Origin of the sequence: Cronobacter turicensis, assembly GCF_041222865.1 — a bacterium.
GTDB lineage: Bacteria > Pseudomonadota > Gammaproteobacteria > Enterobacterales > Enterobacteriaceae > Cronobacter > Cronobacter turicensis.
Map to the genome: position 1 here is coordinate 601,015 of NZ_CP165997.1, position 13,911 is coordinate 614,925.

General features: G+C 59.6%; 13 protein-coding genes. 5 read left to right on the top strand and 8 right to left on the bottom strand.

The features are described from left to right. Nucleotides 1-14: 14 nt before the first annotated feature. A complete protein-coding gene (locus AB8W27_RS02885) occupies nucleotides 15-920 on the top strand; it encodes a LysR family transcriptional regulator (protein WP_041923945.1) in 906 nt (301 codons plus the stop codon). 213 nt (nucleotides 921-1,133) lie between these two features. Continuing rightward, nucleotides 1,134-2,426 (top strand): nucleoside deaminase, encoded by a 1,293-nt coding sequence (locus tag AB8W27_RS02890; protein ID WP_049787160.1) that lies wholly within the window; start codon nucleotides 1,134-1,136, stop codon nucleotides 2,424-2,426. A 77-nt stretch (nucleotides 2,427-2,503) separates the two neighbouring features. On the opposite strand, the gene nrdG is transcribed toward AB8W27_RS02890, so the two are convergent. The 3 genes from nrdG to AB8W27_RS02905 all read right to left on the bottom strand — a co-directional run bounded on the left by nrdG (nucleotide 2,504) and on the right by AB8W27_RS02905 (nucleotide 6,410). Then, complete coding sequence (gene nrdG, locus AB8W27_RS02895; RefSeq protein WP_041923944.1) at nucleotides 2,504-2,968, bottom strand: anaerobic ribonucleoside-triphosphate reductase-activating protein; 465 nt, start codon at nucleotides 2,966-2,968, stop codon at nucleotides 2,504-2,506. A gap of 129 nt (nucleotides 2,969-3,097) precedes the next feature. Further along, nucleotides 3,098-5,233, bottom strand: coding sequence for an anaerobic ribonucleoside-triphosphate reductase (gene nrdD / locus AB8W27_RS02900; protein WP_015742536.1), 2,136 nt, complete (start codon nucleotides 5,231-5,233; stop codon nucleotides 3,098-3,100). Nucleotides 5,234-5,528: 295 nt separating this feature from the next. After that, nucleotides 5,529-6,410 (bottom strand): LysR family transcriptional regulator, encoded by an 882-nt coding sequence (locus tag AB8W27_RS02905; protein WP_041923943.1) that lies wholly within the window; start codon nucleotides 6,408-6,410, stop codon nucleotides 5,529-5,531. A gap of 102 nt (nucleotides 6,411-6,512) precedes the next feature. Here AB8W27_RS02905 and AB8W27_RS02910 point away from each other — a divergent pair, with 102 nt between their 5' ends. Further along, entirely contained in the window at nucleotides 6,513-7,043 is a 531-nt protein-coding gene (locus AB8W27_RS02910; protein WP_041923942.1) for an NAD(P)H-dependent oxidoreductase, read from the top strand. A gap of 9 nt (nucleotides 7,044-7,052) precedes the next feature. Here the strand turns inward: AB8W27_RS02910 and treC are convergent, their stop codons facing one another. From treC to AB8W27_RS02930, 4 genes are all read right to left on the bottom strand, one after another. Further along, a complete protein-coding gene (gene treC / locus AB8W27_RS02915) occupies nucleotides 7,053-8,714 on the bottom strand; it encodes an alpha,alpha-phosphotrehalase (RefSeq protein WP_015742533.1) in 1,662 nt (553 codons plus the stop codon). Nucleotides 8,715-8,774: 60 nt separating this feature from the next. Next, entirely contained in the window at nucleotides 8,775-10,193 is a 1,419-nt protein-coding gene (treB, locus tag AB8W27_RS02920; protein WP_007764230.1) for a PTS trehalose transporter subunit IIBC, read from the bottom strand. Nucleotides 10,194-10,328: 135 nt separating this feature from the next. Further along, nucleotides 10,329-11,276, bottom strand: a complete 948-nt coding sequence (gene treR, locus AB8W27_RS02925; protein WP_041923941.1) for a trehalose operon repressor TreR — start codon at nucleotides 11,274-11,276, stop codon at nucleotides 10,329-10,331. Between the two features lie 248 nt (nucleotides 11,277-11,524). After that, complete coding sequence (locus AB8W27_RS02930; RefSeq protein ID WP_015742531.1) at nucleotides 11,525-12,142, bottom strand: TetR/AcrR family transcriptional regulator; 618 nt, start codon at nucleotides 12,140-12,142, stop codon at nucleotides 11,525-11,527. A 188-nt stretch (nucleotides 12,143-12,330) separates the two neighbouring features. Here AB8W27_RS02930 and grxB point away from each other — a divergent pair, with 188 nt between their 5' ends. Together grxB and AB8W27_RS02940 are read left to right on the top strand one after the other, a co-directional pair. Then, on the top strand, nucleotides 12,331-12,966 hold the full coding sequence (gene grxB, locus AB8W27_RS02935; RefSeq protein WP_015742530.1) for a glutaredoxin 2: 636 nt from the start codon (nucleotides 12,331-12,333) through the stop codon (nucleotides 12,964-12,966). 58 nt (nucleotides 12,967-13,024) lie between these two features. Continuing rightward, on the top strand, nucleotides 13,025-13,327 hold the full coding sequence (locus AB8W27_RS02940; RefSeq protein ID WP_004386042.1) for a putative quinol monooxygenase: 303 nt from the start codon (nucleotides 13,025-13,027) through the stop codon (nucleotides 13,325-13,327). Between the two features lie 57 nt (nucleotides 13,328-13,384). On the opposite strand, the gene AB8W27_RS02945 is transcribed toward AB8W27_RS02940, so the two are convergent. After that, nucleotides 13,385-13,894, bottom strand: a complete 510-nt coding sequence (locus AB8W27_RS02945; protein ID WP_015742529.1) for a DUF3828 domain-containing protein — start codon at nucleotides 13,892-13,894, stop codon at nucleotides 13,385-13,387. Between the last annotated feature and the right edge of the window lie 17 nt (nucleotides 13,895-13,911).

Sequence of the window (13,911 nt, forward strand, 5' to 3'; positions counted from 1 at the left end):
CGGAGCGAATGACGATGACAGAACTGAACGCCAACAGCCGCATCAGCCTGCGCATGCTGCGCTATTTTCAGGTGCTGGCGGAGGAGCTGCATTTTGGGCGCGCAGCTCAGCGCCTGAATATCTCCCAGCCGCCCCTGAGCGTGCAGATAAAAGAGCTGGAGGAGTGCATCGGCACCGCCCTGTTTGAGCGCACCAGCCGCAAGGTAGTGCTCTCATCGGCGGGTACCGCGCTGAAAGCGGAGGTGGACAGGCTGTTAAGCGCCACCGAGCAGTCGCTCAACTACGTGCGCCAGATTGGCCGGCATGCGCATCAGCAGATCCAGATTGGCATCATCGGCAGCGCTCTGTGGGGCGCGCTGCTTCCCCGGTTGAGCGCCTTCAAAGCGCACTACCCGCAGGTGATCTGGCAGCTGCACGAGCTGTCTCAGTTCACCCAAATCGAGGCGTTAAAGGCCCGCACCATTGATATCGCCATTCAGCGCAGCCTGTCGCCGCACGTTGAGCGGGATATTCACGCCCGGCGCATTACCCGCGAGACGCTGCAGGTTGCCGTACCGCAGCAGGATGCCCTGAGCCAGCGGCCGCGTCTGGCGCTCACCGCGCTGGCCCATCACCCGTTTATTTCGCTGTCTTTTGACCATAGCGATTTTCCCGCACAGATCTACGCGCGCTGCGTCAGCGCCGGGTTTTATCCGCACATCACCCATCAGGTTCGGGAGCCTCAGACCGCGCTGGCGCTGGTTAGTGCCGGCGTGGGGGTATCCCTGCTGCCGGCGAGCTGCGGGTTGATCCACTGGCCCGGCGTGACCTTCGTTCCGCTGCAGGAGACGATTCCGGCGGATCTCTACGCCCTGTGGTATGGCGACGAACAGCCGCCGATGGTCCAGCAGTTTATTTCCATGCTCGCCGCAGCAGAATGATATTTGGTAATAATTAATCACGCCTGAACCATATTAAATTTTGATTGGTTCGCCATAAGGAAGCGTAACCAATTATGTTTCACGCCTGCACTGTGAAGCCCGCGACAGAATTCATCCCGCACGTATTCGAATACTACCCCGGCGCGACAACGCGTCAGGAAATAAGCCTGCATCAGGTTTATTCGATGGGTTCTTATTCGTAAGGTAATGAAAATGGATATTCGACACGGTTCTTTCCGGGGCGGCACACCGCTCTCCCTGAATTATGAAACGGTAGAAGGCGCGGTAAATGAAGCGGCGAATCAGGCGGTTCACGCCTGCTGCCAGGGCACGTTCAGCGTCGGCGGCGTGATGCTCGACAATACCGGGTATGTGCTGAACGCGCTGCACAATAACGTTGTGGAGGCGGGGATGACGTTTGACCCCACCGCGCACGGTGAGCGCCAGTTAATTGACTGGTATTACGATCAGCTGTCGCAGGGTGCGCTGTTACCGCCGCCGGAAGCGATCACTATCGTCACCTCGCTGGATCCGTGCTGCATGTGTTCCGGCGCGATCCTGGGCAGCGGGTTTAACGTGGTTTCCGCCGCCTTCGACACCTTTTCCGGCATCAATTACACCACCCAGGCCGATTTTCCCTCCCTCACCCCGGCGCTCAGAGCGATGGCGCAAACGACGTTCAGCTACCCGGAAGTCAACGGTGACAGCTGCTTTGCCCGGCCAGCTACCTCGGCACCGGTAGCGGATTTTTTCAGCCAGACGGTTATCGACCAGAACACCCAGGCGCTGTGCCTGTCGATCTTTGAAGCCACCCTGGGGACGGTTCAGGATACCGTGAATCACGATCTGCCCCTCGACGAACTGCTCGACCCGGCGACCCTGGCACCTGACGATCCGATTGTCGTCGCCCTCAAAGCGGTCTATCCCCAGGCCCTGAGCTATAAAGCGCCGTCTCCCGGAACCCCTGACGTTGGGCTGGCCTCCTTGCTGCTGGAGGCGGCAGCGCGCGATGTGGAGCAGGGCGGAAAGGGCAGTTCGGTGGCGTTTCTGGACGCCTTCGGCAACCTGATGCTCTGTTTACCCGGCAACCAGGCCCATTCGCCGGCGCACACGCCGTTTATGCTCACGACCCGCGCCTGGGCGCAGCTGCGTCACCAGCTTTTCCAGCAGGAGGGGGAGCGCACGCTGCAGTACCTCGGGCACCCGAAATTTGGCACCTTTGTGCTGACCCTCGGGCATGATACCTCCGCCGCCAGCCTGATGGATTTAGGCGCGTATGGCTCCACCATGGAAGAGGCGCTGCCCGCTGAAAATCCGTACTCGCTGCAATACGTGGTGCCCTCCATTCCGCAAAGCGAACTGACCGCCTGGTGCCAGACGCTGCCGCCGCTCTACAGTCAGTCGATAGGGGTCTACCCGCAGCAGGTGACGGACCAGGCATTGATTGATGCGGTAACGGAGGGGCTGCCGCAGGCGTTACGCCGTAGCGAAGCGAGTTATGCGTAAGGGGATAGCGATGTGGCTGGACGCCGCATCCGTTGCCGTGAAAACACCAAAGGCGGACATGGCGTCCGCCCTTATCATTAACGCAGGTGGTGCACCACCTGGTTGCTGCTGCCGCGCCAGATAAGCGCCGGATCTTTCAGATCCTGCACAAACTTGCCGTCGATCAGCACGTTGATCAGTTCCACCACCTCACGTTGCGCGGCGGTCAGCTCATCGATCCGGTAGCCGGTCCACAGCCAGATATCCTTGCCCTGACATTCGGCGCGCACTCGCGTGATCAACCGCAGGATGTCCGGCACGTTGCCAGGATGGAGCGGATCGCCGCCGGAGAGCGACAATCCCTGCCGCTTAATGCGCGTATCGTTCAGATCGGCGATGATGCGATCTTCCATCGCCTGCGTGAACGGCACACCGGAGTCCAGCCGCCAGGTGCTTTTGTTATAGCAGCCGCGGCACTCGTGGACGCACCCGGAGACAAACAGCGTGCAGCGCGTGCCGGGGCCGTTGACGACGTCAACGGGGTAATATTGATGGTAATTCATGGTTTCCTCGTGGCAGGTGGGCGAACGGTGGGTGCGCAGAGTCGTTGCCCGGTGGGTGCGCTGCGCTTACCTACCCTACAAAAACGAAACGCGTAGGGCGGGTAAGCCACGCGCACCCGCCGTGCCAGACTAACCCAGCTGCCCATTACCGAGATGTTTCACGCGGCGCTTCACTTCTTCCTGCTTACCGGCGTTAAACGGGCGAGCGTCGGGGCTGCCGAGATAACCGCAGACGCGGCGGGTGACGGAGACGCGCGACGCGTCGTGATTGCCGCATTTCGGGCAGGTAAAGCCTTTGCTGGTGCACTCGAATTCGCCGGTGAATCCGCACTCGTAACACTCATCAATCGGCGTATTGGTGCCGTAATAGGGTACGTGGCGATAGCTGTAATCCCACACGTCCTCCAGCGCCTTCAGGTTATGCTGAAGGTTCGGGTATTCGCCGTAACAGATGAAGCCGCCACTCGCGAGCGGCGGGTAGGGCGCTTCGAAATCAATTTTATCGTACGGGTTCACCTTCTTCTCTACGTCCAGGTGGAAGCTGTTGGTGTAATACCCTTTGTCGGTGACGCCAGGGACCACGCCAAACTCGGCGGTATCGAGGCGGCAGAAACGATCGCACAGGTTCTCGCTCGGCGTGCTGTAAAGGCTAAAGCCGTAGCCGGTCTCGTCTTTCCATTGATCTACCGCCTCACGCAGACGCTCGACAATCGCGATGCCTTTGGCGCGCAGCGCCTCGCTGTCATAGACATGCTGGTTGCCGGACAGCGCGTTAATGGTTTCATGAATGCCGATATACCCGAGCGAAATCGACGCGCGGCCGTTTTTGAAAATCTCCGCGATATCGTCATCCGGTTTAAGGCGCACGCCGCACGCGCCTTCCATATAAAGGATTGGCGCCACGCGCGCTTTCACGCCTTCAAGACGAGCGATACGCGTCATCAGCGCTTTGCGGGCGAGTTTCAGGCGTTCATCAAGCAGCGCCCAGAACGCGGTTTCATCGCCTTTCGCCTCCAGCGCGATGCGCGGCAGGTTAAGGCTGATCACGCCGAGGTTATTGCGCCCGTCGTGGATCTGCTCGCCGTTCTCTTCATACACGCCAAGAAAACTGCGGCAACCCATCGGCGTTTTGAACGAACCGGTCACTTTCACAACCTGGTCGTAGTTAAGAATATCCGGGTACATGCGCTTGCTCGCGCACTCCAGTGCCAGCTGCTTGATGTCGTAGTTCGGATCGCCAGGTTTATGGTTCAGGCCGTCGCGAATCGCGAACACCAGTTTCGGGAACACCGCCGTTTTATGGTTTTTGCCGAGGCCCGCGATGCGGTTGCGCAGAATCGAGCTCTGGATCAGGCGCGATTCCCAACGGGTGCCGAGGCCAAAGCCAAAGGTGACGAACGGCGTCTGACCATTAGCCGTGTGCAGCGTGTTCACTTCATATTCCAGCGACTGGAACGCGTCGTAGCACTCTTTCTCGGTACGGGCGCGGGCGTAGCCTTCCACATCCGGGATTTCCCACTCCACCGCGGTGCGGCGGTGTTTCTCGAAGCTTGCGGTCACAAACGGGGCCAGCACTTCGTCGATGCGGTTGATGGTGGTGCCGCCGTAGATGTGGCTCGCCACCTGGGCGATGATCTGCGCCGTCACGGCGGTGGCGGTAGAGATGGATTTCGGCGGTTCTATCTCGGCGTTGCCCATTTTAAATCCCTGCGTCAGCATGCCTTTTAAGTCGATCAGCATGCAGTTGAACATCGGGAAGAAGGGCGAGTAGTCGAGATCGTGATAGTGAATTTCGCCGCGTTCGTGGGCGAGCACGACGTCGCGCGGCAGCAGGTACTGGCGCGCATAGTGCTTGGCGACGATGCCCGCCAGCAGGTCGCGCTGGGTCGGGATGACTTTACTGTCTTTATTGGCGTTTTCGTTCAGGAGCGCCGAGTTGGTCTGTTCAACCAGCCCGCGGATCTCTTTATTCAGGCGGCCCTGTTTTTCACGGGCGATATCACGGTCGTGGCGGTACTCAATATAGGCGCGCGCCAGTTGCTTGTAATTGCCCGCCATCAGCTGGTTTTCTACCGCCGTCTGGATCTCGTGAATGTCCACTTCACGACGCCCCTGCATCTGGCTGCTGACGATTTCCGCGACGGTGGCGCAATAGTCTGCGTCATCGACTCCCGCTGCCTGCGCCGCACGAAGAATCGCTTCGTGAATGCGCGCTGAATTGAAAGGTACTTTACACCCGTCTCGTTTCACTACATGCGGTGTCATGATCACTCCATATTAAGCACAGGTTATCCACAGACATTCCGTCGCGCGGCCAGAGGGATTTTGACTGAATAAACCCCCGGTAACGCCGGAACTGGCCCGTTTTATCCACAGCAGCGCGGGATTTTCATCCACGCCGGATTGCTGAAAGTTTAGCCTGAAAATACAAGATATTGGGCCGCCGGGGATTCTAATGTCTATATATAGTGATTTGCATCAAACAAGTTTGCGTTTTTATTGATGCAGGACAAAGCAAAGCGGCGAGCGCGCTTACGGTCTGCGTTGGAGGTCGAAATATTTACACAGTGAATTTTTCGATTAAAAAATCGACGAATGCCCGCACGCGCGGGGCCAGACGATGGTGCGGATACTTCACCCACAGCGGCTGCGGCGCGGGCCAGTGCGTCTCCATCACTGGCGCCAGACGGCCCGCGGCGATGGGCGGCGCCAGATACCAGTCGGCGAGCGAAACAATGCCCATATCCGCCAGCGCGGCATCTACCAGGACGTCGGGAACGGTGCTGATAAGAAAGGCGTGCTGTTCTTCCATCGCCAGTTCGTCAGCAAGCCAGCTCTGCAGTTTGCCGTTACCGGGATTACGGTGCACCAGGCAGCGATGATGCAACAAATCCTGCGGTTGTTGCGGCGCGCCAAACCGCGCCAGATAAGCGGGCGAGGCGGCAAGCATCATGCGCATCGGGCGGATTTCGCGCGTCACTATCCGGCTGTCCTGCACCGTTCGCTGGCCAATCGCGACATCCATCCGCTCGCCAATCAGGTTAACGCGGCGCGGGTCCATCGCCAGATCCAGCCGCACTTGCGGGTAACGCTGCTGGAAGGCGGGCAGCTCTGGCATCAGCCGGTAACGCCCAAAGCCGGGAATGACGCTCACGCGCACCAGTCCCTGCGGCTCGTCGGTGGGCTTTTCCAGCGCCTGCGTGAGCGCATGCCACAGCGGCGCCACCCGATCGCGCAGCGCCGCGCCTTCTTCCGTCAGCACCACAAAATGCGTGTTGCGCTGAAACAGCACGCGGCCCAGGCGCGCCTCCAGTTGGCGAACGCTTTTGCTGATGGCGGCAGGCGTCACGCCCAGCAGGCGGGCGGCGGCGGAAAAGCTCTGGCTCTGCGCGGCGGCCAGAAACGCAGGCAATAAGCGATGCACGTCAGGAGTAAGCGTCATGGTTGATACCTTTGGTTGAAACAGATATGCCTGGAGCTGTACTACAGGTTAACCCTGCGTCATGCCAACATTACCTCAACCCCATCGTTGAGGAGAGTAAAAATGAAAAAAGTTCTGGTTCTGGCCGGGCACCGTTACCCGGATGAATCCCGCGTCAACCGTGCCGCCATTGATGCGCTGAAGACGCTGCCGCAGGTGACCGTGCATGAGCTGACGCGTGAATACCCCGATTTTAAAATAGACGTGCAGCGCGAACAGGCGTTGCTGCTGGCGCATGATGCGGTGGTAATGCTGTTTCCGTTCTGGTGGTACAGCTCGCCCGCGATTTTAAAAGAGTGGCAGGATCAGGTACTGGAGCACGGTTTTGCCTACGGCACCGGCGGCGACCGCCTGCACGGCAAACCGTTTATGCTGATGGTGTCGACCGGCGGCAACGCAGAGGCCTATTCGCCGCAGGGCTATAACCGCTACCCGATAGAAGAATTCTGGCTGCCGTTCCACGCGATGGCCAACATGACCGGCATGATCTGGCAGCCGCCAGCGCTGATTCAGGGCACGCACGTGCTGAGCGACGCCGACCTTGACGCGGGCGTCGCGCAGTGGCTGAGCCGGGTTAACGCGCTGGTGCGTTAACCCTTTGGGCTACGCTTCCCCCTGCAGCCATATCACGGCTTCGAACGGGCGCAGGTTGATTTCACCGGGGCGGGGCGCGGCGTCAGGGTAGTTGCTCATCAACACCTGCCACGCGCCGCCGAAGTCGCCCGGCGTACACCAGTGCGCTTCGCGCGACAGATTCGCCATGACCACCAGCTGCTGGCCCTGCCATTCACGGCGATAGCACCAGAGGTAAGGGTGCTCCGCCAGCAGATCGTGATAGTCGCCCCAGGTGAAAATCGGGTGCGCTTTACGCAGCCTGATGAGATGTTGATAGGCGTAAAAAACGGAATCCGGATCGTCGAGCGCGCGCGCGGCGTTGATCTCGCGATAGTTATCGCAAAGCCCGATCCACGGCGTGCCGGTGGTAAAGCCGCCGTTGTCGCTGTCGTCCCACTGCATCGGCGTGCGGCTGTTATCGCGCGATTTGCTGGCAAGGATCGCGAGCAGCGTCTCCGGGCTTTGCCCCTGCGCGCGCCGCTCGGCAAACATATTGTGGCTCTCCACGTCCCGGTAATCGATGATGCGCGTGAAATGCGGGTTGGTCATGCCCAGCTCTTCGCCCTGGTAGATATAGGGCGTGCCCTGCATGCCATGCAGCACCATCGCAAGCATTTTCGCCGCCGGCACGCGCAGCGCGCCCTCGTCGCCGAAGCGCGAGACGATGCGCGGCTGATCGTGGTTACACCAGAACAGCGCGTTCCAGGCCACACCATGCATCCCCTGTTGCCAGTGATTGAAAATCGCTTTCAGCGCCACGAAATCGGGCGCGGCGAGCGTCCACTTCTGTCCGTCGGGATAATCCACTTTCAGGTGATGAAAGTTAAACGTCATCGAGAGCTCGTGGCCCTCCAGCGCGGCGTAGCGCTGGCAGTTCTCAAGCGTCGTGGAGGACATTTCGCCCACCGTCATCAGCCCGCGCGGCTGAAACACGTCGCGGCTCAGTTCCTGCAAATAATCATGAATACGCGGTCCGTCGGTGTAAAAACGCCGCCCGTCGCCGCGATCGTCCGACGGGAAATCCTGATCTTTCGAAATCAGATTGATCACATCGAGACGCAGGCCGTCCACGCCGCGATCGGCCCAGAATTCACAGACCTTTTTCACCTCGTCGCGCACCTGCGGATTTTCCCAGTTGAGATCCGCCTGTTCAGGGGCAAAGAGATGCAGATAGTACTGGCCGCTCTCGGCATGCCAGCGCCAGGCACTGCCGCCAAATTTGGAGCGCCAGTTGTTGGGCGCTTCTTCCGGCGTGCCGTCGCGCCAGATGTAAAATTCGCGGTGCGCGCTCTCGCGGGTCAGCGCGTCATGAAACCAGGCGTGCTGTGTCGAGGTGTGGTTAAACACCATGTCGAGAATCACCCGGATGCCGCGGGCATGGGCGTCGGCCACCAGCGTGTCGAACTCCTCCAGCGTGCCGTAGCCCGGATCGATGGCGGTGTAGTTCGCCACGTCATAACCGTTATCGACCTGCGGAGAGAGATAGAAGGGCGTCAGCCAGATGGCGTCCACGCCAAGTTTTTGCAGATAATCGAGACGTTGGGTGACGCCCGCCAGATCGCCTGTGCCGTTGCCGGACGTATCCTGGAAACTCTTCGGGTAAATCTGGTAAATCACCCCGTTTTGCCACCACGGCAGAGTGTTATTCATAACGCGTTCCCGCTGTTGCTAAAGGGGAGCGCCGAAACGCTCCCCGCACCACCATAAAAGTTAGACGACTAAGAGCGTTCCCTGGCGGGATTTTCGCTTATAGACAAAGACCGTCAGGATGAAAGGAATGATGATAGCCACCAGCATCGCCATGCCGTACACCTGCCAGTAGTCAGGCTGGATGGAGAGAATGGCAGGCAGACCGCCGACGCCGATGCCGTTCGCCACCACGCCGCTCAGCCCGCACAGCAGCCCGGCGATGCTGGAGCCCACCATGCCGCACAGCATCGGGAAGCGATATTTCATGTTGATGCCGTACATGGCGGGTTCGGTGACGCCGAGATACGCGGAGATAGCCGCCGGCACGGAGATTTCGCGCTCGTTATGTTTGCGGCTGGTCATGATGATGCCCACCACCGCCGAGCCCTGGGCGATATTCGACAGGGCAATCAGCGGCCATACCGGCGTGCCGCCCATGCTCTGGATCATCTGCATATCCACGGCGAGCGTGGTCTGATGGACGCCGGTGATGACCAGCGGCGCGTAGAGGAAGCCAAACAGCGCGGCGCCGATGGGGGCGAAGCTGCCGGTCATCAGATGACGCACGCCGAACGCCACGCCGTCGCCGATAAGACGGCCGAACGGGCCGATAAACGCATGCGCCAGGAACACCGCGAGCAGCAGCGAACAGACCGGCACGACCACCAGATAGAGATAATCCGGCACCAGGCGTTTTAAGCGAATTTCAATCATGCCGAGCGCCAGGCCCGCCAGCAGCGCCGGGATCACCTGCGCCTGATAGCCGACTTTGGCGATGGTAAAGAGCCCGAAGTCCCATACCTCCGGCGTTTGCTGGCCGAGCAGGTAGGCGTTCATCAGTTGCGGAGAAACCAGCGTCACGCCAAGTACGATCCCGAGGATCGGCGTGCCGCCCATTTTACGCACCGCCGACCAGCAGATCCCGACCGGCAGATAGAAGAAGATAGCCTCGCCAATAAGCCATAAAAAGTCGTAGATGGTTTTGAGCGCCGGGAACATCTGCGCCAGCGTTTTGCCGTCGTGCATCGGCACATCGCCAATCACGTTGCGAAAGCCGAGCACCAGACCGCCGCTAATGAGCGCGGGCAGCAGCGGGAAGAAAATTTCAGCGAAGTGGGAGATAAGGCGCTCGTGCCATTTCATGTTCTGGCGCGCGGCCAGTTTGGCCTGATCTTTACTGGCGGCGCTGTGGCCGCTGGTGGCGATCAGCGCCTGGTAGTAATCGCCGACATTGGTGCCGATCACCACCTGAAACTGTCCGGCGTTGGTAAAACAGCCTTTGACCATCGGCAGCTCTTCTATCGCTTTCGGATCGGCCTTGGATGGCTGATTCAGCACAAAGCGCAGACGGGTAATACAGTGGCTGACGGTCGCGATATTCTCGCGGCCACCCACGAGGGTTATCAGCTTATCGATATCCTGTTGGTTTACTTTGCTCATGTTGAAGCCCTGTCACAGAGGTAGGTACGAGGCGCGGATGGCCTGTGGCGCAGAGTAACTTTTAACCGGTATGGCGTGAACGGGAACGTTCCCGAAAACAGAGCGCGATCACAATAAACATGCCAAAAGAGGAGCTTAGTCGAGACGGGCGGGGATCACTATCTGGCGCGGAGCGGCGCGGCCGGTTATCTGATCGATAAGCTGTTTCGCCGCCGCGCGCCCGGCTTCGCCATAACCGGGATCGACCGCGATCGCTTCAGGGTGCAGGAATTTCAGCAGCGGCGTATTGCCGACGCTCGCAAGCTGTACCGGCGCGCCGCCGCGCTGCTGGAGATATTTACTGGCGCCGATGGCCAGCGTATCGGTGGCGCAGACCAGCGCGGTGGTCTCTTCATTCAGCACATCGGCGGCGTGTTCATAACCCTGCTTCATCGCCAGCCCCGGCAGCGTATCGCAGGGCGTCAGCCCGTGCGCGTGACAGAAATTAAGATACGACTCGTGGCGCCGCTTGCCGGTCGTAATATCGCTGTGCGGCACGCCGAGGAAGCTGATATGGCGGTGACCGTGGTCGTACAGGCGCTGCATCAACAGCCGTATCGCGCCGTCATCTTCGTAGCAGACCGACGCAAAGCCCGGCGCGTCGCGCGCCAGCAGCACCAGCGATTCCTGCCAGGCGGTCGTCAGCACCTCGCTGATGCCGCTAAAGCCGAATAAAATCACGCCGTCGATATGGCGGCGGCTCAGCACGCCTAAATGCTCCTGCACCAGCGCCGGAGAGAAGCGGCTTTCCAGCATGATGGGATCGTAACCCTGTTCATACAGCGCGGGCAGTATGGTCTGCACCGCCAGGTTTTCCGACAGCGAATCCAGACGGGTGACGATAATCGCCACCACTTTATCGCTCTGCCCACGCATCGCGCGCGCCGAGCGGGAAGGGGAAAAGCCATGCTGGCGCATCACCGCCTCGACCTTTTCGCGGGTGCGTTCGCTGACGCCGCTCTCGTTATTGAGCACACGCGACACGGTGGATTTCCCCACGCCACTTAAACGCGCGATGTCTTTAATGGTGAGACGGTGTTGCATCGTCCATTCCTCTGGCTGCCGGTCTTGAAAAGCGCTATTGCGATAAGGTAATGCCGCTGGTTTCTGGCGCAATGGGCATAATCTGGTTCAGGAAAGCTTCGGCGCACGCAAACGGTTAAAAACCGTGGCTGGCATCGCGAAGCGAAGCGGTAGCGCGTATCTTCGCCGATGACTTTTGGCTTATCAATCATTGTACTGCGCAATTGTGCGCCGACGCGGGTCATCCGGGCGCAGAAGGCGGGAAAGGCTCAGGCGTCGTGATGCTGGCTGCGCACCCAGATCCCTTCACATAAGAGCTGCGCGCAGCCCAGCGCCAGCGCCTGCGGGTCGGATTCATGCGCCGGAACGCGCGCCATCTGGTCTATCATGCCCACACAGCAGCGGGCCATATGCAGCGCGTCGATGTCATTGCGAAACAGGCCGAGGGTCTGCTCTTTGGCGATATTACTGGCGATGGCGTTAACCAGCGTGGCTTTGGTCTGGGTGCAGCCGGGCGGCTGAAAGAAGCCGATTTCGGTCAGCGCTTTGTCTTCGGCCAGGAAATGGAGCAGCTTGAGAAAGCTCTGCTGCACGCTTTTCACCAGCGCTTCGCCCTCGACGCGATCGCGGATCAGCAGCGTTTCGGTCAGCCGCTCCAGGCGCAGGCGAAATTCGCTGACCAGTTCTTCATAGGCGGCTTCTTTGCTTGCGAAATAGAGATAAAAGGTGGGCTGGCTCAGGCCGCTCGCCTTCACGATATTGCTGACTTTGGTACTGTGATAGCCAAGCCGCGCGAATTCGGCGCAGGCGTGTTTCAACAGCCGACGGCGGGTGGCGGCGCCCCGTTTCGGTTTCTGGCTTTCCGGGTGGTCAGCGTCAGTCTGCAAATCCTCTCTCCTTGGGTCGCGTAAACGGCGCTAGCTTACTGCAAGCCAGGCGGCAACGGTATCGCGTCGGGCATTTTCGTCGCGCTTGTCACGCAAACCCGTTATGTTACTATCGAGTAAGGTTACTCATCAGTAGTCTTTTTTGCGAGCGATAAGTGACGGTCGCCGCGCCCCCCATGGAGAGTTGCATGAAGCTGCATATCTACGAGCACTGCCCGTTCTGCGTTCGCGCCCTGATGATTGTCGGCCTGAAAAAGCTGCCGGTTGAGATCTCGGTCATTATGGAAGGCGACGCCGAGACCCCGACCCGCATGGTCGGGCGCAAGGTGGTGCCAATCCTCGAAAAGGACGACGGGACGTATATGCCAGAGAGCATGGATATTGTGCGTTACGTGGATGGGCTTGCGCCGCCGCGCGTGACCGACGCGCCGGTTGATGAGGCGATTAAACAGTGGTGCGAGTCGGTTTCGACCCCGCTGTTTAATCTGGCGATCCCACGCTTTACCGAGGGCGATTTCGCCGAGCTGGCGACCACTGAGGCCCGTCGCGCCTATACCGCGCGTGAAGAGCGCGCGTTTGGCGATTTAGCCGCGCTGCGCGCGCAGACGCCTGCCTTGCTGGCGCAGGTCAACGCGCAGCTAAATGCGCTTGAGCCGCTGGTGGCCGGACGGCGCGCCATTGATACCACCGATTTCATCCTCTTCCCGCTGCTGCGCTCGCTCACTATCGTAAAAGGCGCCGCGTTCGGCCCGCAGGTGAGCGCGTATATCGAGCGCGTATCGACGCAGACTCAGGTGGCGCTGTTAAGCGCACAGGCGAAATAAACGCGACGGGCAGAAGCCGCGCCGCTTCTCTTAGTAAATATGATCGCAGGAGTACAACATGACCGTTCCGGTAGTGGCCATTTTCGTCAGTAAACCTGGCAAGGAAGAGACGCTTGAGCAGTTGTTTCGCGGCGTCATCGAAAAAACGCACGCCGAAGAGGGCTGTATCGTGTATCAGCTCAACCGCGACACGGAAAACCCGCGCCGTTTTGTCTGGACGGAAGAGTGGGAGAGCCGCGAACTGCTGCAAAAACATCTGCAATCGGCGCACATCATTCATCTCTTCTCCGAGCTGCCAAAATACATCGAAACGTCCAGCGTGATGATGCTGGATAAACTGGCGGGCGGCCCGGCGAAGTAACGCGGACGCAGACAAAAACGGCTTGCCAGTGGCAAGCCGTTTTTTATTGCAACGGATTCAGGGAGAGACGGTATCGTTGTTCGTGCTATCGGCGCGCAGCTGCTGGCCGCTCTCCTGCAACGACTTATAGAGGCTGCCGTTGCCGTTCATGATGTCGTCGATGCGCCAGCGGCCCTTCTCGTTAATCAGCGCGAAGCTCTGCGTGGTGGCATCCGGCGAACTGCGGAACGGACGGAAGGTGATCGTGGCTTTGGCATGCGTGGCGTCGCTGTTGGTCACGTTAATCTTATCAACGGCCAGATCGTCCCAGTCCTGGCAATAGCAGATGGGATCGTAATCGAGAAAGCCGACTTCACCGCCGGAGAGACGAGTATCTTCTTCTACCAGTTTCAGCAGGCGCTCGGAGAGGATCTGCTGCTCGCCGGTGCTGGCAAAATCCACCGGTTCGTTGCCTTTGGCGTAACTCTGGTAGAGCGATTTCAGAAATTGCGTAGGGGTCTGTGCGTCCCCCTGCGCCAGCGTGCTGGCGGAAAAAAACAGCATAACTAACGCTAAGCGGTGCTTCATCGGAACAGGTCCTCAAA